17 protein-coding genes and 1 pseudogene are annotated in these 21,155 nt (G+C 68.2%); 9 read left to right on the top strand and 9 right to left on the bottom strand.

The annotated features are described in order from the left end of the window. Positions 1 to 67: 67 nt before the first annotated feature. Positions 68 to 1,066 (bottom strand): NADP-dependent oxidoreductase, encoded by a 999-nt coding sequence (locus tag ACFVYN_RS11145; protein ID WP_389995758.1) that lies wholly within the window; start codon positions 1,064 to 1,066, stop codon positions 68 to 70. 92 nt (positions 1,067 to 1,158) lie between these two features. Here ACFVYN_RS11145 and ACFVYN_RS11140 point away from each other — a divergent pair, with 92 nt between their 5' ends. Beyond that, positions 1,159 to 1,593, top strand: coding sequence for a MarR family winged helix-turn-helix transcriptional regulator (locus tag ACFVYN_RS11140; protein ID WP_389995755.1), 435 nt, complete (start codon positions 1,159 to 1,161; stop codon positions 1,591 to 1,593). A gap of 32 nt (positions 1,594 to 1,625) precedes the next feature. Here ACFVYN_RS11140 and ACFVYN_RS11135 read toward each other — a convergent pair whose 3' ends face one another. The 6 genes from ACFVYN_RS11135 to ACFVYN_RS11110 all read right to left on the bottom strand — a co-directional run bounded on the left by ACFVYN_RS11135 (position 1,626) and on the right by ACFVYN_RS11110 (position 8,608). After that, the gene (locus tag ACFVYN_RS11135) at positions 1,626 to 2,531 is read right to left on the bottom strand and encodes a hypothetical protein (protein ID WP_389995752.1); all 906 of its coding nucleotides are present in this window, start codon (positions 2,529 to 2,531) and stop codon (positions 1,626 to 1,628) included. Positions 2,532 to 2,675: 144 nt separating this feature from the next. Continuing rightward, positions 2,676 to 3,707, bottom strand: a complete 1,032-nt coding sequence (gene yjfF, locus ACFVYN_RS11130) for a galactofuranose ABC transporter, permease protein YjfF (protein ID WP_389995749.1) — start codon at positions 3,705 to 3,707, stop codon at positions 2,676 to 2,678. Next, positions 3,707 to 4,792 carry an ABC transporter permease gene (locus tag ACFVYN_RS11125; protein WP_389995747.1) on the bottom strand — a complete coding sequence of 362 codons (1,086 nt, stop codon included), beginning with the start codon at positions 4,790 to 4,792 and terminating at the stop codon, positions 3,707 to 3,709. The genes yjfF and ACFVYN_RS11125 overlap by 1 nt, the downstream gene beginning before the upstream one ends. Further along, the gene (locus ACFVYN_RS11120; protein WP_389995744.1) at positions 4,789 to 6,327 is read right to left on the bottom strand and encodes a sugar ABC transporter ATP-binding protein; all 1,539 of its coding nucleotides are present in this window, start codon (positions 6,325 to 6,327) and stop codon (positions 4,789 to 4,791) included. The genes ACFVYN_RS11125 and ACFVYN_RS11120 overlap by 4 nt, the downstream gene beginning before the upstream one ends. A 142-nt stretch (positions 6,328 to 6,469) precedes the next feature. Further along, a complete protein-coding gene (locus ACFVYN_RS11115) occupies positions 6,470 to 7,471 on the bottom strand; it encodes an ABC transporter substrate-binding protein (protein WP_389995742.1) in 1,002 nt (333 codons plus the stop codon). A 117-nt stretch (positions 7,472 to 7,588) separates the two neighbouring features. Continuing rightward, positions 7,589 to 8,608 (bottom strand): LacI family DNA-binding transcriptional regulator, encoded by a 1,020-nt coding sequence (locus tag ACFVYN_RS11110; protein WP_389995740.1) that lies wholly within the window; start codon positions 8,606 to 8,608, stop codon positions 7,589 to 7,591. A 419-nt stretch (positions 8,609 to 9,027) separates the two neighbouring features. Here ACFVYN_RS11110 and ACFVYN_RS11105 point away from each other — a divergent pair, with 419 nt between their 5' ends. The 8 genes and pseudogenes from ACFVYN_RS11105 to ACFVYN_RS11070 all read left to right on the top strand — a co-directional run bounded on the left by ACFVYN_RS11105 (position 9,028) and on the right by ACFVYN_RS11070 (position 19,485). Then, on the top strand, positions 9,028 to 10,188 hold the full coding sequence (locus ACFVYN_RS11105) for a mandelate racemase/muconate lactonizing enzyme family protein (protein ID WP_389995737.1): 1,161 nt from the start codon (positions 9,028 to 9,030) through the stop codon (positions 10,186 to 10,188). Beyond that, a complete protein-coding gene (locus ACFVYN_RS11100; protein WP_389995735.1) occupies positions 10,185 to 11,189 on the top strand; it encodes a zinc-binding dehydrogenase in 1,005 nt (334 codons plus the stop codon). The genes ACFVYN_RS11105 and ACFVYN_RS11100 overlap by 4 nt, the downstream gene beginning before the upstream one ends. Before the next feature lie 121 nt (positions 11,190 to 11,310). Continuing rightward, positions 11,311 to 12,279, top strand: coding sequence for a hypothetical protein (locus ACFVYN_RS11095; protein WP_389995732.1), 969 nt, complete (start codon positions 11,311 to 11,313; stop codon positions 12,277 to 12,279). Between the two features lie 159 nt (positions 12,280 to 12,438). Beyond that, positions 12,439 to 13,545 (top strand): multiple monosaccharide ABC transporter substrate-binding protein, encoded by a 1,107-nt coding sequence (chvE, locus tag ACFVYN_RS11090; protein ID WP_389995730.1) that lies wholly within the window; start codon positions 12,439 to 12,441, stop codon positions 13,543 to 13,545. A 41-nt stretch (positions 13,546 to 13,586) separates the two neighbouring features. Continuing rightward, positions 13,587 to 15,137: a multiple monosaccharide ABC transporter ATP-binding protein gene (mmsA, locus tag ACFVYN_RS11085; protein ID WP_389995728.1), complete on the top strand. Its 1,551-nt coding sequence runs from the start codon at positions 13,587 to 13,589 to the stop codon at positions 15,135 to 15,137. Continuing rightward, a complete protein-coding gene (gene mmsB / locus ACFVYN_RS11080) occupies positions 15,134 to 16,378 on the top strand; it encodes a multiple monosaccharide ABC transporter permease (protein WP_389995726.1) in 1,245 nt (414 codons plus the stop codon). Before mmsA ends, mmsB begins: the two co-directional genes overlap by 4 nt. A 58-nt stretch (positions 16,379 to 16,436) precedes the next feature. Next, a pseudogene (locus ACFVYN_RS11075) lies at positions 16,437 to 17,492 on the top strand (aldose epimerase family protein); the annotation flags it as partial. 313 nt (positions 17,493 to 17,805) lie between these two features. Beyond that, positions 17,806 to 19,485: a pyridoxal phosphate-dependent aminotransferase gene (locus ACFVYN_RS11070; protein ID WP_389995723.1), complete on the top strand. Its 1,680-nt coding sequence runs from the start codon at positions 17,806 to 17,808 to the stop codon at positions 19,483 to 19,485. 24 nt (positions 19,486 to 19,509) lie between these two features. On the opposite strand, the gene ACFVYN_RS11065 is transcribed toward ACFVYN_RS11070, so the two are convergent. Together ACFVYN_RS11065 and ACFVYN_RS11060 are read right to left on the bottom strand one after the other, a co-directional pair. Then, a complete protein-coding gene (locus ACFVYN_RS11065) occupies positions 19,510 to 20,466 on the bottom strand; it encodes an arabinan endo-1,5-alpha-L-arabinosidase (protein WP_389995720.1) in 957 nt (318 codons plus the stop codon). Between the two features lie 153 nt (positions 20,467 to 20,619). Then, positions 20,620 to 21,150 carry an SUKH-4 family immunity protein gene (locus ACFVYN_RS11060; protein ID WP_389995717.1) on the bottom strand — a complete coding sequence of 177 codons (531 nt, stop codon included), beginning with the start codon at positions 21,148 to 21,150 and terminating at the stop codon, positions 20,620 to 20,622. Positions 21,151 to 21,155 lie beyond the last annotated feature (5 nt).

Below are 21,155 nucleotides of genomic sequence, written 5' to 3'. Positions count from 1 at the left end.
ACGATCGACGGCAGAATCCGGAAAGAAGTTACCGCATGCCGGAAATCCAGCACAGGGGGTCACAGAGTCAGAGCTTGACGATCATCTTTCCGGTGTTGTCGCCGCGCAGGACCCCGAGGAACGCCTCCAGGTTGTTCTCGATGCCCTCGACGACCGTCTCGCGGTACTTGAGCTGCCCGGACGCCACCCACGGGCCGATCTCGGAGACGAACTCCGGCTGGAGGTCGTAGTGGTCGCCGACCAGGAAGCCCTCGATGCGGCCGCGGGTCTGGATCAGACGGGCGAGGTTGCGCGGGCCGGGGGCGGCCTCGGTGTTGTTGTAGACGGAGATCATGCCGCAGACCGCGATCCGGCCACCCTGGTTGAGGGAGCCGATGGCGGCCTCCAGGTGGTCGCCGCCGACGTTGTCGAAGTAGACGTCGACGCCGTCCGGGGCGGCTTCCCGCAGCTGGTCGCTGACCTTGCCGTTCTTGTAGTTGAAGGCCGCGTCGAAGCCGTACTCCTCGACGAGCAGCTTGACCTTCTCGTCCGAGCCGGCCGAGCCGATGACCCGGGAGGCGCCCTTGAGCTTGGCGATCTGGCCGACCTGGCTGCCGACGGCACCCGCGGCGCCGGAGACGAAGACCGAGTCGCCCTCCTTGAAGGAGGCGGTGCGCAGGAGACCGGCGTAGGCGGTGAGGCCGGTCATGCCGAGGACGCCGAGGTAGGTCGACAGGGGCGCGGCGTCCGCGTCGACCTTGACGGCGTTCTCCGCGCGTACGACCGCGTACTCGCGCCAGCCGAAGAAGTGCAGGACGTGGTCGCCGACGGCGATGCCCTCGGCGTTGGACTCCACGACCTCGCCGACCGCGCCGCCCTGCATGACCTTGCCGAGCTCGAAGGGCGCGGTGTACGACTTCGCGGCGCTCATGCGGCCGCGCATGTACGGGTCGACGGAGAGGTACTTGTTCCGGACCAGCACCTGGCCCTCACCGGGGGTCGGGACCTCGGCTTCGACCAGGGCGAAGTCCTCCGGCTTGGGCCAGCCGACCGGGCGGGACAGGAGGTGCCATTCGCGGTTGATCATGATGCCTGGACCTTTCCATTTTACTTCAGTACCTGAAACAACCATGCCTCTGAATATTTCAGGTTGTCAAGTAAAGGGGTACCCTGGAACCCATGCCCACTCCTCACCGAACCCGGCCCGACGCGCTGACCATGGAAGTCGTGGAGCTCATCGGGGACGTGGTGGCCCGCTTCTACTCGGATTACGAGGACGCGGCCGCGGAACACGCCCTCACCGGAGCGCAGGCGCGGCTGCTGAGTCTGCTGTCCCTGGAGCCGCTGCCCATGCGCAAGCTGGCCCAGAAACTGAAGTGCGAGCCGTCGAACGTCACCGGGATAGTGGACCGGCTGGAGACACGCGGCCTTGTGGAGCGGCGGCCCGACCCCGCGGACCGGCGGGTGAAGGTGGCGGCGGCGACGGAGGCGGGGGTCCAGGTGGCCCGGGACCTGCGCGAGGGTCTGCGGTTCGCCCGGGAGCCGCTGGCCGGGCTGTCCCACGGGGAGCGGGAGTCACTGCGGGATCTGCTGCGGCGGATGCGGGACGCGTAGGAGTGACGCGGTTTTCTACGTGAGCGAATGACTCACGTGCACCACCACAGGAAGCGGTCGCACTGCGTCGGGCTCGGGGCCGGGCTCGGCGCCGCGGTGGTGGGGGTGGCCGTGGGGGCCGAGCCGCCGCTCGTGGACGTCGGGGTGGCGGCGGGGGTCGACGCGCCGGCAGCCCTGGTGGGCTCCGACTGGGCGTCGGGGCTCTTGCTCGCGTCGGCCTCCTCGCTCTTGGACGCGGAGGGTGACGGGGACTCGGAACCGGAGGGGGAAGGCGAGTTCGAGGGGACGACTCCTCCGGAGCCGGCCTCCGTCGACGCCGACGCACTCGCCTCCGGGGAGGTGCCGCCGTCGGCGGACTCCCCGCCCGCCGCAGCCGGCTTGGGGGACGATCCCGGGGCGTCCAGGCCCAGTTCGGCGAGGCTCAGACCGCCGGCCGCGAGCACGAAGCCGGCGGCGATCAGGAGGGTCCGGCGACGACGCCGGCGGTGCGCTGCGGCTTTGCGGTCGCGCCGGCTCGCCCCGCCCGCGAAACCGTCGGGGTCCTCGTCGTCCTCGAACTCGTCGGCGTCGTCGTGGTCCTCGGGAGCCTCGTGCGCCTGCGCGGCCCGGCCACCACGGCCTCGCGCGCGTCGCCGCACCGCCCGGCCGCCGCCCACGGGTTCGGCCGTCGCCTCGGCCGCCGGGGCCGCCTCCGGCCGCTCGACCCCGTCATGAGGCTCCCCGGCCTCGGCCTGGTCGCCGTATGCGGCACTCCCCTGACCGCTCTCGTACGAGGCGGCCACTTGAGGGGTCCCGTACGCCATGTCCGCGCCCTGGCTCCCGTATGCAACCGCGTATCCGGCGCCGTCGTACGCGTGCAGTTGGTGGGCCGGGGTGCCGCACCCCGGGCAGGCGAGGGCGCCGTTGAGGTGCCGTCGGCACGGGAGGCAGAAGTCCATGACGCGGGAAGATTAAGTTCCGGACCGGTGGCGTTCCTAGAGCCAGTCGTGAAGGTTGTGTGGGGAACCGGCTGTTCCGGCGCGGCAGTCGAGGATGTTCCACTCCCATCGCATCGAAACCGACATCGCCGGTTCCCCGTCGGCTCAGGTTTTCCTACGGGCCGTCATCACCCGCTGGATCAGGATGAACGCGCAGAGCAGCACACCGGTGGCGATCTTCGTCCACCAGGAGCTGAGCGTGCCCTCGAACTGGATGATGCTCTTGATCAGGCCGAGGACGAGGACGCCGAAGAGGGTGCCCAGGACATAGCCGGAGCCACCCGTCAGCAGGGTGCCGCCGATGACCACCGCGGCGATCGCGTCGAGTTCCATGCCCACGGCGTGCAGCGGGTCACCGGACTGGATGTAGAGCATGAAGAGCAGGCCGGCCAACGCCGAGCAGAAGCCGCTCATCGTGTAGACCGCGATCTTCGTGCCGCCCAGCGGGAGGCCCATCAGCAGGGCCGACTGCTCGTTGCCGCCGATGGCGTACACCCGGCGTCCGAAACGGGTGTAGTGCAGGACGTAGAAGGCCGCGGCCAGGACGACCAGGGCCACGACGGCGCCGATCGACAAGTCCCCCACGCCCAGCGGCACTCGCGTCTGGGCGAGGCTGCTCACCTCGGAGTCGTCGATGGCGATCGACTCCTTGCTGATGACCAGGCACAGGCCCCGGAAGAGGAAGAGACCGGCGAGCGTCACGATGAACGGCTGGATCTCGAAGTTGTGGATCACATAGCCCATGAGGAAGCCGCCGAACGCTCCCACAGCCAGGGATATGGGGATCACCAGGAGCAGGGGCAGGCCCACGTCCTGTACCAGCCACGCCGTGAGCATCGTCGTGAAGCCGATCACCGAGCCCACCGACAGGTCGATGCCGCCCGACATGATGACGAAGGTGGCCCCGACGGCGGCGACCAGCAGATAGCCGTTGTCGATGAACAGGTTGAGGAACACCTGCGAGTCGCCGAAGCCGTAGTTCTGGTAGCGGCTGAGGCCGGCGATGTACATCACGAGGAACAGGGCGGCCGTGACCAGGACGGGCAGCCGCCGGTCGCCGAGCAGGCGGGCGGACCTGGACGTCGTACGGCGCTCCGGCGCGCCCGGTGTCGCGGGAGTCCTGGTGGTCGTACTCATCACGACACCTCCATCTTGGGAGCTGGGTCGGCGGGCTCGGCGGCCGCGGCGGGCGCTGCCGGGCCCGCGGCCTTCGCGCGGGCGCCGAAGACCTTGGCGCGGAACTTCGGGGACTGGAGCAGGCACACGACGATGACGACGGCCGCCTTGAAGACCAGGTTGGTCTGGGTTGGAACGCCGATGGTGTAGATCGTCGTCGTGAGGGTCTGGATGACCAGGGCGCCGATGACCGTGCCGCCGATGGAGAAGCGTCCGCCGAGCAGCGAGGTGCCGCCGATGACGACGGCGAGGATCGCGTCGAGTTCGATCCACAGGCCGGCGTTGTTGCCGTCCGCGGCCGAGGTGTTGGAGCTGATCATCAGGCCCGCGATGCCCGCGCACACCGCGCAGAACACGTAGACCATGATCTTGATGCGCATCGACCGGATGCCCACCAGACGGCTGGCCTCGGCGTTGCCGCCCACCGACTCGACGAGCAGACCGAGGGCGGTGCGGCGGGTCAGCAGGACGGTGACGGCCACGACCGCGGCCACCACGAAGATGGAGAAGGGCAGCGTCAGCCAGTAGCCGCCGCCGATGAGCTTGTACGGCTCGCTGTTGATGGTGATGATCTGGCCGTCGGTGATCAGCTGGGCGACACCGCGGCCGGCGACCATGATGATGAGGGTCGCGATGATGGGCTGGATGCCCATCCTGGCGACGAGGAAGCCGTTCCACAGGCCGCAGACCACCGCCGCGATCAGGCCGAGGCCCATCGCGAGCAGCACCGAGGACAGGGCGCCCTGGTCGGCCTGGTCGCTGATGTAGGAACAGGTGAGGGCCCCGGTGATGGCGACCACGGCGCCGACCGAGAGGTCGATGCCGCCGGTGGCGATGACCAGGGTCATGCCGACCGCCACCAGGATCAGGGGCGAGCCGAACAGCACGATCGAGACGAGGCTGCCGTAGAGGTGGCCGTTCGTCATGTGGATCGCGAAGAAGTCGGGCGTGAAGGGGACGTTGACGAGCAGCAGGGCCACCAGGACCGCGACCGGCCAGAACAGGTGATGGCGCGTCAGAGCTCGCCAGCGGGGGGTGGTGGTCACTGGTGTGCTCCGCTCGCGATGGTCTCGAGGATCTTGCTGGGGGTGATCTCGGGCCCGTTGGTGAGCTGTGCCACCAGCTTGCGGTCGCGCAGCACCCCGATGGTGTGGCTGAGGCGGAGGACCTCCTCCAGCTCGGCCGCGATGTAGAGCACGGACATGCCGTCCTCGGAGAGGGAGACCACCAGCTTCTGGATCTCCGTCTTGGCGCCGATGTCGATGCCGCGCGTCGGCTCGTCCAGGATGAGCAGCTTCGGCTGGGTGATCAGCCAGCGGGCGAGAAGCACCTTCTGCTGGTTTCCGCCGCTCAACTGGCCGACCCTGGCTTCGGGGTTGGCGGGGCGGATGTCCAGCGCCTTGATGTACTTGGCGACGAGTTCGTCGCGCTGCGCGGTGGGGATGGGCCGGGTCCAGCCGCGGGCCGCCTGCAGGGCGAGAATGATGTTCTCACGGACCGTCAGATCCGGTACCAGGCCCTCGGTCTTGCGGTTCTCCGAGCAGAACGCGACCCCGGCGCCGATGGCGTCGTTCGGGGCGCTCAGGGAGACCTGCTTGCCACCGATGGTCAACGTGCCGCTGTCCGGCTGGTCGGCGCCGAAGAGCAGCCGGGCCAGTTCGGTGCGGCCGGAGCCGAGCAGTCCCGCGAGGCCGACGACCTCGCCCTTCTTGATGTCCAGGTCGAAGGGGGCGATGCCACCGGTCCTGCCGAGGCCCTCCGCCTTCAGCAGCGACTCGCCCACGTCCGCGTGGAGTTGCTGGTCGTGGAGCTCCTCCAGCTGGTCCAGGGCCTTGCCGATCATCAGCTCGATCAGCCCGACCTGGTCGAGGTCGCGGACCATGTGCTCGCCGACCAGGGTGCCGTTGCGGAGGATGGTCATGCGGTCGCAGATCTCGTAGATCTGGTCGAGGAAGTGGGAGACGAAGAGGATCGCCACGCCCTCGTCCCTCAACTGCCGCATCAGGCGGAACAGTTCGAGGACCTCGTCACGGTCGAGGCTGGAGGTCGGCTCGTCCAGGACCAGGACCTTGGTGCCGGAGCCCTCGCCGTCACTGTCGCCGGTGCCCACCGACCGTACGATCGCGACCAGTTGCTGCACCGCGAGGGGGTACGAGGACAGCGGCGCGGTGACGTCGATGTCGAGGCCGAGGCGGTCGACGAGCTCCGCCGCCTCCTTGCGCATGCGCTTCCACTGGATGCGGCCCGCGCGGGTGGGTTCCCGTCCGATGAAGATGTTCTCCGCCACCGACAGGTTGGGGCAGAGGTTGACCTCCTGGTAGACCGTGCTGATGCCGGCCTGCTGCGCCTGCAGCGGGCTGTCGATCCGCACGGCCTTGCCGTCGAGGGTGATGCTGCCGCCGTCCAGGGAGTAGACGCCGGTCAGCACCTTGATCAGGGTGGACTTCCCTGCCCCGTTCTCGCCCATCAGGGCGTGGATCTCGCCGGGGAAGAGCCGGAAGTCGACGCCCGACAGAGCCCTTACCCCTGGAAACTCTTTGACTATGCCCGTCATCTCCAGGACGGGCTGCGGCTCTGCCATGGCAGCGCTCCTCATGGATTCGTCGAATCTCGTTCACGGCCCGCGGGGAGCCTCCTTGAGCCGAGGTGTGCTCGGCCTGCCGGAGGCTCCCCTGCGGTGGGTGCGGTCGGTCGGTACTGCGGTCGGTCGGTACCGCGGTCCGTCAGTACTTGCGGCTGGGGAGCGCGGCCTTGGCCTGGTCCTGCATGAAGTCGCCCTCCTTGGTCTTGATCCAGCGCTCGACCTTCTCGCCGTTCTTGACCTTCTTCACGGTGTCCATCAGCTGCGGGCCGAGCAGCGGGTTGCACTCGACGATGGCGTTGATCTTGCCCTCGGACATGGCCACGAAGCCGTCCTTCACGCCGTCGATCGAGACGATCAGGATGTCCTTGCCGGGCTTCTTGCCCGCCGCCTCGATGGACTGGATGGCGCCGATGGCCATGTCGTCGTTGTGCGCGAAGAGGACGTCGATGTCCGGGTTGGACGTGAGGAAGGCCGCCATGACCTGCTTGCCGCCGGCGCGGGTGAAGTCACCGGTCTGGCTGACGACGATCTTCCAGTCGTCCTTGTGGTCGGCGTCCATGACCTCCTTGAAGCCCTTGGCGCGCTCGATCGCCGGGGCGGCGCCGGTGGTGCCCTCCAGCTGGGCGATCTTCACCGGGCCCTTGTGGCCGGCCTTCTCCAGGACCTTCTCCAGGATCTTGCCGGCGCGGCGGCCCTCGGCGGTGAAGTCGGAGCCGACCAGGGTCACGTACAGGGACTCGTCGGAGGTCTCGACGGAACGGTCGGTGAGGACCACCGGGATCTTCGCGGCCTTGGCCTCCTTGAGCACCGCGTCCCAGCCGGTGACGACGACCGGGGAGAAGGCTATGACGTCCACCTTCTGCGCGATGTAGCTGCGGATGGCGGAGATCTGGTTCTCCTGCTTCTGCTGGGCGTCGGAGAACTTCAGGTTGTAACCCGCCTCCTTGGCCGCGGCCTTCACCGAGTCGGTGTTGGCGCTGCGCCAGCCGCTCTCGGAGCCGACCTGGGAGAAGCCGAGGGTGATCGCCTTGCTGCCGTCGGCGGAGGTGCTGGACCCCTTGTCGTCCTTGGCGCAGGCCGCCAGGGTGCCCGCCGCCGCCACGCCGATCGCCGCAGTGAGGAAGTTCCTTCTGTTGAGCATGTTCTTCTCCTTTGAAGAGCCAGGACCGATCGCACTGCGTCCAGCCTGTCGATCATTATTCGAAATACCGGTCACACTGGTGTGCGAATGTTGCCGGTTCATGCTTCTGGTGCCGCGTCAGTCGGGGGCCGTGCTGGCCCGGACGACGAGTTGGGGTTCGATGACGACTCCGGGCGCCCCGGAGGGCTCCCGGCCTTCGATGAGATCCAGCAGCAGGGCGATGCTCCGCTTGCCCACCGTCGCGAAGTCCTGCCGGACGGTGGTGAGCGGTGGAGCGAAGAACTCCGATTCCGGGATGTCGTCGAAGCCGACCACCGCGACGTCCTGGGGAGTGCGTACGCCCGCCTCACGCAGCGCCCGCAACACCCCCAGCGCCATCTGGTCGTTGGCGACGAAGACGGCGGTCAGTCCACGGCCCACCCAGCCGGCCAGTTGCTGGCCCGCACGATAGCCCGACAGCGGACTCCAGTCTCCCCGCAGCGGCAGCGGCGGCTCGATGCCCGCCGCTTCGAGGGTCGCCCGCCAGCCGGCGGCCCGGTCGGCCGCCTCCTGCCAGGCCTCGGGTCCGGCGAGATGCCAGACCGTGCGGTGGCCGGCGGCCAGCAGATGACGAGTGGCCAGCCGCCCGCCCAGCAACTGATCCACGTTGACGCTGGGGATCTCCGCGCCGGAGCCGGTCCCCACGGTCACCACCGGGAAGGGACGGCGGAGTTCGGCGAGGGCCTCGACCGCCGACCGCTGCGGAGCGAGGGCGATCACCCCCTCCACCCCGCCCTCACTGAGGTGGTCCAGGGCCTCGGAGAGAGTCTCCACCGCGAGCTTGCGCAGACTGACCGTCGAGACCGTGTACCCCTCGGCGCGCGCCGCCTCCTCCAGCGCGAACAGCGTGCTGGCCGGTCCGTAGAGGGTGGTGTTGGAGGCGACCACCCCCAGAGTCCGGGTGCGCCGGGTCACCAGGGCCCGTGCCGAGGAGTTGCGGCGGTAGCCCATCTCCTCGATCGCCCGCTGCACCCTGGCACGCGTCTCGTCCCGCACGTTGGGGTGATTCCCCAGGACACGGGAGACGGTCTGGTGGGACACCCCGGCCAGGCGTGCCACATCGGCCATGGTGGGCGGTCGGAGCTGTACGTGGTTCACGGCCGCACCTCCTTGGCGATCGCTTGTGGGCAGGTCTTGTGTCGTGGTGGACGATTCCGCGCCGACCGGGTCACTCCGCGGTTCCGGACAACCTCGTGCCTCCTTGGATGCCGGTGGGCACCGATCGGTGTGTGCGGAGGTCATTGTGAGCGCTAACAATTCCCGCCGGTCAAGAGGGCTGCAGCGGGAAGTGTCGTCACGGTTGAATAACGCGACAACCTGCAGGAGTCGAGGAGCTGGGTGGTTTCATGCGGCCGCACACCCGCCATGTGCGGGCATGTGGGCGGTCACATTGAAACCGTTACGCCTTCGACCATCCGACCCATTGACACTCCGACCACGTCGTCTTTACGGTCGTGTCAGCATTTCGAACGTGAGCCGAAATTTCGAACAGCTTGAAAGTCTAGGGAGCAGTTGACGTGCGCATCACGGGAATCAGCACGCACGTGGTCGGGACGCCATGGCGGAACCTGACCTACGTCCAGGTGCACACCGACGAGGGACTGACCGGAGTCGGCGAGACCCGCATGCTGGGCCACACCGATGCTCTGCTCGGCTATCTGCACGAGGCGAAGACCAACCACATTCTCGGGTCGGACCCGTTCGCTGTCGAGGACCTCGTCAAGCGTATGAAGTACGGCGACTACGGCCGGGCCGGCGAGATCGTGATGTCCGGTATCGCTGTGATCGAGATGGCCTGCTGGGACATCAAGGGCAAGGCCCTGGGCGTTCCGGTCTGGCAGCTGCTCGGCGGCAAGGTCACCGACAAGGTCAAGGCGTACGCCAACGGCTGGTACACCACCGAGCGGACCCCGGAGGCCTACCACAAGGCCGCCCAGGGGGTCATGGAGCGCGGCTACAAGGCGCTCAAGATCGACCCCTTCGGCACCGGGCACTTCGAGCTCGACCACGAGCAGAGCCTGTACGCCGTCTCGCTCATCGAGGCCGTCCGTGACGCCATCGGGCCGGACGCCGAGCTGATGCTGGAGATGCACGGCCGCTTCTCCCCCGCCACGGCGGTCCGCCTGGCCAAGGACCTCGCGCCCTTCAAGCCCGCCTGGCTCGAGGAGCCGGTGCCGCCGGAGAACCTGAAGGCGCTGGAGAAGGTCGCCGCCAAGGTGGACATGCCGGTCGCCACGGGTGAGCGGATCCACGACCGCATCGAGTTCCGCGAGCTCTTCGAGAGCCAGGCCGTGGACATCATCCAGCCCGACGTCGGCCACATCGGCGGCATCTGGGAGACCCGGAAGCTGGCCGCGACCGCCGAGACCCACTACGTGCTGGTGGCGCCCCACAACGTGGGCGGGCCGGTGCTGACCGCCGCCTCCCTCCAGGTCGGCTTCACGGCGCCGAACTTCAAGATCCTGGAGCACTTCAACGACTTCGCCGACGCGGAGATCAAGAAGGTCGTCAAGGGCGCCCCGCAGGTCGTGGACGGCTACTTCCACCTCTCCGACGCCCCCGGCCTCGGGGTCGAGCTGGACGTCGACGCCGCCGCCGAGTTCCCGCAGCAGCAGGCCCGGTTCGACCTGTGGGCCGAGGGCTGGGAGCGACGCCAGCCCAAGGGCGCCGCCCAGTGAACCTCGCGGTCGTCATCGAGGCGCCCGGCGAGCACCACCTCGTCGAGCACACCCCTCGGGAGCCCGACGCCGGCGAGGCGCTGGTCCGCGTCCACGCCGTCGGCATCTGTGGCAGCGACCGCGAGGTGTACCAGGGCAACCGGCCCGAGGGCTACGTCCGCTACCCGCTCACGCCCGGTCACGAGTGGTCCGGCACGGTCGAGGCGGTGGGCTCCAGAGTTCCGACGTCGCTCGTCGGCCGCAAGGTGGTGGGTGAGGGCTTCCGGAACTGCCAGGTCTGCGACCGCTGCCACGCGGGCCAGACCACGCTGTGCGCGGCCGGCTACGAGGAGACGGGCTTCACCGAGCCCGGCGCCATGGCCACCACGCTCACCCTGCCGGCCCGGCTGCTGCACGCCCTCCCGGACGACGCCGACCTGACGGCGGCCGCGCTCCTGGAACCCGCCGCCTGCATCGCCGCCGCCGCCCTCAAGGCGAACGCGCGGCCCGGCGACCGGGTCGCCGTGGTGGGTACCGGGACGCTCGGGATGTTCGCCGTCCAGTTCCTGAAGGCGGGTTCGCCGTCGGAGCTGCTGATGGTGGGCACCCGCCCGGACCGGGCGGAACTCGCGGGGTCCTTCGGCGCCACCGACTTCCGCACCCGGGACCAGGAGCTGCCGGACGACTTCGACGTCGTCATCGAGACCGCCGGATCCGCGTCCGCCGCCACCACCGCCGCCGCGCTGCTCAGGCGCGGTGGCCGGCTCGTCCTCACCGGCCTCCCGGCCCCGGGCGCCGACGGACTCGACCCCACCGATCTCGTCGTACGGCAGCTGGAGGTGTACACCGTGTTCGGGGCGCCGCCGGACGCCTGGGCGCACACGGTGCGGGTCTTCGGGGCCGGGTTGCTCGATCCGCTGCCACTCGTCACGCACGAGTTGCCGTTGGAGGAGTTCACTCATGCCATCGAGTTGGTCGGGTCCGGTGACCCGAAGGTCGGAAAGGTCCTCCTCCGGCCTTGACACACCGCTGAGCCGTACGCCGGTACGAGGTACCTGACGACTTCGTACCGGCGTACATCCCAAGCCTTGCGTACCCAGAGCCGCGAATGTCGTCCGAAATACCGAACCAGAAGGACAGCTTGTGACCGAGACCACCGCCAGCGCGGCCCGACGACCCGGCGAGCCGGCACTCGCCGCGCTGGGCCTGAGCGCGCCCGCTCTCGCCCCCTCCGACGCGTCCCCGCACACCTTTCCCGGGGGCGGGCGCTGGCGTACCGAGGTGCCCTCCGTGGAGGGCCCCGAGGCGCTCGGCGTGGTCCTCAAGGAGTCCTCGCGGCTCGATGTGCCGATCCACCGGATCAGTCAGGGGTCGGGGGTATGGATGCTCACCGACGCCGAGATCACCGAGATGGTGGAGGCGGCCTCCGAACGTGACATCGAGCTGTGCCTGTTCACCGGCCCCCGCGGCACCTGGGACATCGGCGGCTCCGCCCGCACCGACTCCCGGGGGGGCGGGTTGCGTGCCCGGGGCCACGACGCGGTCGCCGGGTGCGTCGAGGACGCCGTCCGCGCCACCGAGCTCGGTGTGAAGTGCCTGCTCGTCGCCGACGAGGGTGTGCTGTGGACGCTGCACCGGGCGCGGGGCACCGGGATCATCCCGGCCGACACGACGCTGAAGGTGTCGGCGCTGATCGGGCCGGTGAACCCGGCCGCGTACGCCGTGTACGAGAACCTCGGCGGCGACTCGATCAACGTGCCCAGCGATCTGACGCTCCACCACCTCACCGAGATCCGGCGGGTGTCGGCCGCCCCGATGGACATGTACATCGAGGCTCCCGACGATCTCGGCGGCTATGTTCGGATGTACGAGGTCGCCGAGCTGATCCGGCGCGGCGCACCGATCTATCTGAAGTTCGGCCTGTCGAAGGCCCCGGGGATCTACCCGTACGGGCACCACATGCGCGATCTCACACTGTCCACCGCCAAGGAGAGAGTGCGGCGCGGACGGCTCGCCCTGGACCTGCTCGCACGGCACGGAGCGGATGCGGACATGGCTCCGCTCGGCTCCCGGCTGCCGGGCGCCCTGCAGCGGTTCGAAACGCCTGCATAACGTTCCGGACAACTCCCCTTCACAAAACCCGACGCAGTCGCACAGACTCCGACACGACCCAACCTCTCCCGTCACTCCCCCGCACCGCCCCCAGTCACCGCCCCCAGTCACCCTCACCGCCGGACCGCACCCGGCCTCCCGACATCAAGGATGATGATCATGCGTACTCGTCGAGCCGCACTCACCGCCATAGCCGGCGCCGCCTCCCTCGCCCTCACCCTCACCGCCTGTGGCCAGGACAGCAAGGGCGGCAGCGCGGAGAGCACGGGCAGCGCCAAGGGCGGCACCATCGGCATCGCGATGCCGACCAAGTCCTCCGAGCGCTGGATCGCCGACGGCAACAACGTCGTCAAGAACCTCAAGGCCAAGGGCTACAAGACCAAGCTGGTCTACGGCGAGGACGACCCCGACCAGCAGGTCTCCCAGATCGAGAACCTGATCACCCAGGGCGTCAAGGGCCTGATCGTCGCGGCCATCGACAACAAGTCGCTGAACAACGTGCTCCAGCAGGCCAAGGACGCCAAGATCCCGGTCATCGCCTACGACCGTCTGATCCTCGGCACGTCGAACGTCGACTACTACGCGTCGTTCGACAACACCAAGGTCGGTGAGCTCCAGGCCAGCTACATCGTCGACAAGCTCGGCCTGAAGAGCGGCAAGGGCCCCTTCAACATCGAGCTGTTCGCCGGCTCCAACGACGACAACAACACCAAGTACTTCTTCGGCGGCGCGATGAGCGTGCTGCAGCCGTACATCGACAGCAAGAAGCTCGTCGTCAAGTCCGGCCAGACCAAGATCAACCAGGTCACCACGCTGCGCTGGGACGGCGCCACCGCCCAGAAGCGCATGGAGGACATCCTCACCTCGACGTACGGCAGCGGAAAGGTCGACGCGGTCCTGTCGCCGTACGACGGCATCTCCATCGGCATCCTCGCCGCGCTGAAGTCGGACGGCTACGGCTCCGCCAGCAAGCCGCTCCCGGTCATCACCGGTCAGGACGCCGAGCTCGCCTCGGTGAAGTCGATCATCGCGGGTCAGCAGACGCAGACCGTCTACAAGGACACCCGCAAGCTCGCCGAGGTCGCCTCGACCATGGTGGACGACGTCCTCAACGGCAAGAAGCCCGAGGTCAACGACACCAAGACGTACGACAACGGCTCCAAGGTCGTCCCGGCCTACCTGCTGCAGCCGGTCAGCGTCGACAAGAGCAACTACACGAAGGAACTGGTCGACACCGGCTACTACAAGGCCAGCGAGCTCAACTAGTCAGCTCTGTCGGCACATTCCTCTGATTGAAAGGCACGACCATGGCGGGACCCGTCCTGGAAATGCGCTCGATCGTCAAGACCTTTCCCGGCGTCAAAGCGCTGTCGGACGTCACACTGACCGTCCGTCAGGGCGAGGTCCATGCCATCTGCGGTGAGAACGGCGCCGGGAAGTCCACCTTGATGAAGGTGCTCTCCGGCGTCCATCCGCACGGCACGTACGAGGGCGACATCCTCTTCGAGGGAGACGTCGTCCAGTTCAAGGACATCCGGGCGAGCGAGCAGCACGGCATCGTGATCATCCACCAGGAACTGGCCCTGGTGCCGTTCCTGTCGATCGCGGAGAACATCTTCCTCGGCAACGAACACGCCTCCGGCGGGTTCATCAACTGGAACGAGACGCTGAAGCACGCCACCGAGCTGCTGCGCCGGGTGGGTCTGAGCGACCACCCGGAGACCCGGATCACCGACATCGGTGTGGGCAAGCAGCAGCTGGTGGAGATCGCCAAGGCGCTCTCGAAGAAGGTGAAGCTGCTCATCCTCGACGAGCCGACCGCGGCTCTCAACGACGAGGACAGCGGCAAACTCCTGGATCTCATCCTGGAGTTGAAGAAGCAGGGCATCACCTCGATCATCATCTCCCACAAGCTCAACGAGATCCGCAAGGTCGCCGACTCGGTGACGATCATCCGCGACGGGAAGTCGATCGAGACCCTCGACGTGAAGGCCCCGGAGACCACCGAGGACCGGATCATCTCGGGCATGGTCGGCCGCGACCTCGACAACCGCTTCCCCGAGCGCACCCCCTACGAGGGCGAGGTGGACGCGGCCCCGGCGCTGGAGATCCGCGACTGGACCGTTCACCACCCCATCGACCAGCAGCGCAAGGTCGTCGACGACGTGTCGATCCATGTGCGGCGCGGGGAGATCGTCGGCATCGCGGGCCTGATGGGCGCGGGGCGTACCGAGCTCGCGATGAGCGTGTTCGGGCGCACCTACGGCCGGTACGCGGGCGGCAAGGTCTTCAAGGACGGCAAGGAGATCCGTACGAAGTCCGTCGCCGAGGCGGTCGAGCACGGCATCGCGTACGTCACCGAGGACCGCAAGCACTACGGCCTCAACCTCATCGACAACATCAACCGGAACATCTCGCTGACCGCTCTGAACAAGGTCGCGAAGCACGGTGTCGTCAACGAGCACGAGGAGCGGAAGGTCGCCGAGCGCTTCCGCAAATCCATGAACATCAAGGCGCCGACGGTCTTCGAGACGGTGGGCAGGCTGTCCGGCGGCAACCAGCAGAAGGTCGTCCTCAGCAAGTGGATCTTCGCGGGTCCCGAGGTGCTGATCCTGGACGAGCCCACGCGCGGTATCGACGTGGGCGCCAAGTACGAGATCTACACGGTCATCGACCAGCTTGCGGCCGAGGGCAAGGCGGTCGTCTTCATCTCCTCCGAACTGCCGGAGCTGCTCGGGATGTGCGACCGCATCTACACCATGGCCGCCGGACGGCTCACGGGTGAGGTTCCGCGGGCCGAGGCCACGCAGGAAGTGCTGATGCGCCAGATGACGAAGGACAAAGAGGTAACGCGATGAGCACCGATGTGACGAAGGTTCCGGCCGCGGCGCCGCCGGGCAAGGGCGGGGGGTCGTCCTCCGACGGGGGCCTGCTCCAGCTGATGCTGAACGGGCTGCGCCGCAACATGCGGCAGTACGGCATGCTGATCGCGCTCGGCCTGATCGTCGTGCTGTTCGCGGTGTGGACCGACGGCGACCTGCTGCTGCCGCGCAACGTCTCCAACCTGGTGCTCCAGAACAGCTACATCCTGATCCTCGCGATCGGCATGATGCTGGTGATCATCGCGGGGCACATCGACCTGTCGGTCGGCTCACTGACCGCCTTCGTGGGCGCGTTCGCGGCCGTACTGACGGTCCAGCACGACATCGCCTGGCCGATCGCGCTGGTGCTGACCCTGGTGGTGGGCGCGGTCGCGGGCGCCGTCCAGGGCTATCTGATCGCGTATCTCGGCATCCCGTCGTTCATCGTCACCCTGGCGGGCATGCTGCTCTTCCGCGGTCTGACGGAGATCCTCCTGGAGGGCCAGACCCTCGGCCCGTTCCCGAACGGGCTGCAGAAGCTCGGCAACGGCTTCCTGCCGGAGGTCGGCCCGGAGACCAACTACCACAACATCACCCTGCTGCTGGGCTTCGCGCTGCTGGCCTTCGTGGTCTACCAGGAGGTCCGCGACCGCAAGCGCCAGCAGGAGTTCGCGCTGGACGTGCTGCCCAGGAACGCCTTCCTGCTCAAGCTCGTCGCGATCGCCGCGGCGGTCCTCGCGGTCACCATGCTGCTCGCCAGCTACCAGGGCGCGCCGATCATCCTGCTCGTCCTCGGTGTGCTGGTGGTCGGCTACGGCTACGTCATGCGCAACGCGGTCTTCGGCCGGCACATCTACGCGATCGGCGGCAACCTGCCGGCCGCGAAGCTGTCCGGCGTCAAGGACAAGAAGGTCACCTTCCTTGTCTTCCTGAACATGGGCGTGCTCGCGGCCCTGGCGGGTCTGGTGGTCGCGGCCCGCCTGAACGCGGCCTCCCCGAAGGCGGGCCTGAGCTTCGAACTCGAGGCGATCGCCTCGTCGTTCATCGGTGGCGCGTCCATGAGCGGCGGTGTGGGAACCGTCCTCGGCGCGATCATCGGTGGTCTCGTCCTCGGTGTGCTGAACAACGGCATGAACCTCCTCAGCGTCGGCACCGACTGGCAGCAGGTCATCAAGGGCCTGGCCCTGTTGGCGGCGGTCGGCTTCGACGTGTGGAACAAGCGCAAGGTCGGTTCGTAGACCGCACCGACCGGATCGGGCCCCGCCTGAAGGCGGGGCCCTTCCCATGGGAGGAGAGGAAAGACCGGTGAAAACGCTCTTCGGCAGGCTCGCCGACGGGACCGGGGTCGACCGGTGGTCGCTGGAGAACGGCGGCACCCGGCTGAAGGTCCTGTCGTACGGCGGGATCGTGCAGTCCCTGGAGGTCCCCGACCGGGACGGCCGGTACGCGAACGTCTGCCTCGGCTTCGACCGCGTCGAGGACTACGTCGCCTCCAGCCCGTACTTCGGCGCGCTGATCGGGCGCTACGGCAACCGCATCGCCGAGGGCCGGTTCACCCTGGACGGCAAGAGCCACCAGCTCTCCGTCAACGACGGGGTCAACAGCCTGCACGGCGGCACACAGGGCTTCGACAAGCGGGTGTGGGACGTCGAGCCGTTCACCAAGGGCTCGGACGTCGGCCTGCACCTGCACTACACGTCCGTCGACGGCGAGATGGGCTACCCGGGCACTCTCAAGGTGAAGGTGACGTACACCCTCACCCGGCACGGGGACTGGCGGATCGACTACGAGGCCACCACCGACCAGGCCACCGTGGTCAACCTGACCAACCACGTGTACTGGAACCTCGGCGGCGAGGGCACCGGCACCGTCGAGGACCACGAGCTGCGCATCGCCGCCTCCCGCTACACGCCCACCGACTCGGGTCTGATCCCCACCGGTGAGCCGGCGGAGGTCGCGGGCACCCCCTTCGACTTCCGCACGGGCAAGCGGATCGGCCGGGACATCCGCGCCGGTCACGAGCAGCAGGTCTTCGCCAAGGGCTACGACCACAACTGGGTGCTGGACAAGGGCGTCACGGCCGAGCCCGAGCACGTGGCGACCCTGCGCGACCCGTCGTCGGGCCGCTCGCTGAGGATCTCCACCGTCGAGCCGGGTCTGCAGTTCTACTCGGGCAACTTCCTCGACGGCACCCTCACCGGCACCGGCGGTCACACCTACCGCCAGGGCGACGCGCTGTGCCTGGAGACACAGCACTTCCCGGACTCGCCGAACCACCCGTCGTACCCCTCGACAACGCTGCGGCCGGGGCAGACGTATAAGACGACGACGATTCACTCGTTCAGCGCGTGATACTGTGTAATCAAGTGACTGCGGGGTGTAGCGAGAGCCAAGCGCATTCCGATGTCACAGCACGATGGAAGCTGCTGCACCCGGGCTGGTTTCAACCCGGCTGGTGCTGATCGCAGAGGACCTGATGGGCCGTTGGCCCGCCAGGCAGCGTGAGCCAGGAATCCCTCTCGTCCCACGAGACGGAGGATTCAAACCTGGTGAACAGCGCCACTCAGGCGTCCGTATGTAAGGGCGGCCCGTGCTCCCCCGCGCGGGCCACCCCATGACGACGGACCCGGTCGTCCCCGCCGGGTCCGCCCCATACGGAGGTTCGATGGCCGACAACGTCACCTCGTTGTTCCGCAGTACGGCTGCGCACAGCCCGTCCATGGCGGCGCTGGCGCGCGAGGGCGGCGACGGGACGGGGCCGGTGGACTTCTGCATTCCCTGCAACCCTTACTTTCCCACTCCGGCGATGATGGACACCATGGCCGCGCGGCTGAAGGACATCATCACCTACTACCCGTCCAGCGCCGACACGATCACCGCCGAGCTGTGCAACCTGCTCCAACTCCCGCCGCAGGCCGTGGCGATGGGCAACGGTTCGACCGAACTGATCACCTGGATCGACCATCTGCTGGTCCGCGAGTCCCTCGCCATCCCGGTCCCCACCTTCGGCCGCTGGACCGACCAGCCGATGGAGACCGGCAAGCGGGTCGACATGTTCCCGCTCCAGGAGTCCAGCGGATTCGCCCTGGACCTCGCGCAGTACGCCGAGTTCATACGCACCCGGGGCACGCGGGTCGCGGTCATCTGCAACCCGAACAACCCCGACGGCGGCTTCCTCCACAAGCACGCGCTCGTGCAGTTCATGGACGCCATGGCCGACCTGGACCTCATCATCATCGACGAGTCGTTCCTGGAGTTCGCGGACGCCGAGCAGGAGCCGAGCGTCGTCCAGGAGGCGATGCTCCGGCCGAACGTCATCGTCCTGCGCAGCCTCGGCAAGAACTTCGGCCTGCACGGCATCCGCTTCGGCTACATGGTCGCCAACCCCTCCCTCGCGGGCCGGGTCCGCTCGATGCTGCCGAAGTGGAACCTCAACGCCTTCGCCGAGTACGTGGTGTTCATGCTCAAGGAGCACGGCGCCGAGTACGCGCAGAGCCTCCACCAGGTCCGCCGGGACCGCCTCGACATGGCGAGCCAGCTCGCCGCGCTGCCCGGCCTGACCGTCTACCCCTCCCAGGGGAACTTCCTCTTCGTGCGCCTGCCCGTGGGCGCCGAAGGCACCGTGGTCCGGGACCGGATGCTCACCGAGCACCGGATCCTCGTCCGCGAGTGCGGCAACAAGATCGGCTCTTCAAGCCGCTTCCTGCGTCTCGTGGTGCGCCCCCAGGTGGACGTGCGTCGCCTGGTGTCCGGCCTGGAACAGGTGCTCTACGGGACCAGGAGGGGAGCCGCCGTGCCCGAGCTGGCTCATGGGACCGGCTACAGCTCGGGTACGGCGGCAGTGGACCGCCTGGTCGGTCAGACCAACGGGGCGGGTATGCAGGGACTCGCGGCGATGGCCGTCGGCGGTTCGACCGCGGGCGCCGGCATGCCGATGCCGGTCGCCCAGCCGCCGGTTGCGGTGGCCTCGGCGGCGCCCATGACGGCGGCGGCTTCCATGGGCTCGGGGATGCCGATGAGTTCGGCGCCTTCCATGGGCTCGGCCGCTTCCATGGGCTCGGGGATGCCGATGCCGGCCCAGATGCCGGCACCGGCTCCCATGCCTGCTCCTGCGCCTGCCCCTGCCCCGATGCCGACGCCCCCGCCGGTTCCGGCGCCCTTCGCACCGCCGAGCGGGCCGACCCCGGTGGGAGTGCCGGCCCGCGGTGGGCTTACGGCCGCGCAGGTTCGAGGCATGACCGCGCCTGCGCCCGGGGCTCCGCAGGAGCTGTCCCAGGCGCCGGCCACCGGCTGGCCCAACGCGCAGAGCTGGCCGAACGCGGCGGGGATGGGACAGACGGGCTGAGCGGCGTCCACGGGTCCGGCTGGATCAGTAGGCGACCGGCCAACCGCTGCTCCAGTTCAGTAGGTTGATGCCGAGCTTGGGTGTGCCGTTGGCGTTGCCGTCGTAGTAGTGGTAGACGATCAGGTCGCCGTCGGTGTCGTTCATGATGGACTGTCCGCCGGGGCCGATGATGCTGCCGTGGGTCTCCAGTACGGGGGTGCCGCCGTTGTTCATCATCGAGACGCCGTTCTTGTCGACGTACGGCCCGGTGATGCTGGTGGCACGTCCCACCTTGACCTTGTAGGTCGAACTGGTGCCGGCGCAGCAGGTGTCGTAGGACGCGAAGAGGTAGTAGTAGCCGTTCCGTTTGACGACGTACGGCGCCTCGACGGCCTTGGTCCCGGTCGGGCGGGAGGCGATCGAGTACCGGGTCGTGTTGGTGGAGAGCTGCTTGCCGGTGGCCGGGTTGATCTGGATCATCTTCAGGCCGGTCCACCAACTGCCGAAGGACAGCCACCACTTGCCGTCGCCGTCGACGAACAGGTTCGGGTCGATGGCGTTGTAGTCGCTGGCGGTGGTGGAGGTGTACACGGTGCCCTGGTCGCTCCAGGAGCCGGGCAGGCCGGTGCTCGAAGTCGCCAGGCCTATCGCGGACTTGTTGGAGCCGAAGGTCGAGACGGCGTAGTACATCAGGTACTTGCCGCCCTGGTAGGAGATGTCGGGCGCCCAGGCCTCGGTGGCGTACGACGACCACCAGCCCGGCTTGGTGGAGAAGGCGTCGCTGCCGGCCGTGAACGCGATCCGGTCGGTGGAGGTGCGGTAGCCGAGGCCGCCGCCGGTGCCGTACAGCAGGTAACGGCCCGCCGACGTACGGATCATCGTCGGGTCGTGGATGGTGGTGGCACCTGTGACGGTCCCGGGGTTGGGGTACGCGGAGGCGGTGCCCGGGATCAGGGCCAGCAGGAAGGCGACGGGGACGGCCAGAAGTGAGGTGCGGCGCACGCTGACGCTCCTTGAGTGGGGGGAGGCCTGTGGGGGGCCGTTCGATATGTCGATCACCGATCAGAGCTTCGGACGGGACCGTAGAATCGAACCCCTTGCGCGTCAATGGTTCGCGCACACCTCAGTGGCGGTGAGGCATGAGCGCCGTAGGACTCAGCCGACCTGTTCGAAGACCATCGACCACCAGCTGTCCGGCTGTGCGAACGCGTACGGGTCGCGGGCCTTGAGGTACTCGACGAGCTTGTCGGTGTACGGGCCGCGGTCCTGGGGCGCGGCCTGTTCCAGGTGCCTGGTGCGAAGCGCGAAGCGGTACAGGAACTCGACGAGGTCGGCGAGGGTGCGGTTCACGATCTCGGCGCGCGGCTGCTCGTCGAAGGACATGAGGATGACGTAGCCGCGGTCCATGTCGAGGCAGTACCGCATCGCCGGGTCGTCGGTGGGGCCGCCCAGGACGAGGATGTGGGTCTCGTCGCCGCCCGCCGCCACCGGCACCACGGTGAAGGGATCGGGGCCCTCCTCGGCGGTGTCGAGGGTGAACAGCACGTCGACGAAGACGGGGACACCGACCTCGCACAGCACCTCGGCGTCGGCCTCGGACAGTCCGCGCTCCTCGGCGACGGCACGGTCCAGCGTGACCACGCGGTCCGCGCCGAACAGCTCCGTCATCTCGTCATGGGTGGCCATGCGTC

This window comes from Streptomyces sp. NPDC058307 (assembly GCF_042880295.1).
Taxonomy (GTDB): Bacteria; Actinomycetota; Actinomycetes; order Streptomycetales; family Streptomycetaceae; genus Streptomyces.
The sequence above is the reverse complement of the archived record's forward strand: the minus strand, read 5'-3'. Positions and strand labels throughout refer to the sequence as shown.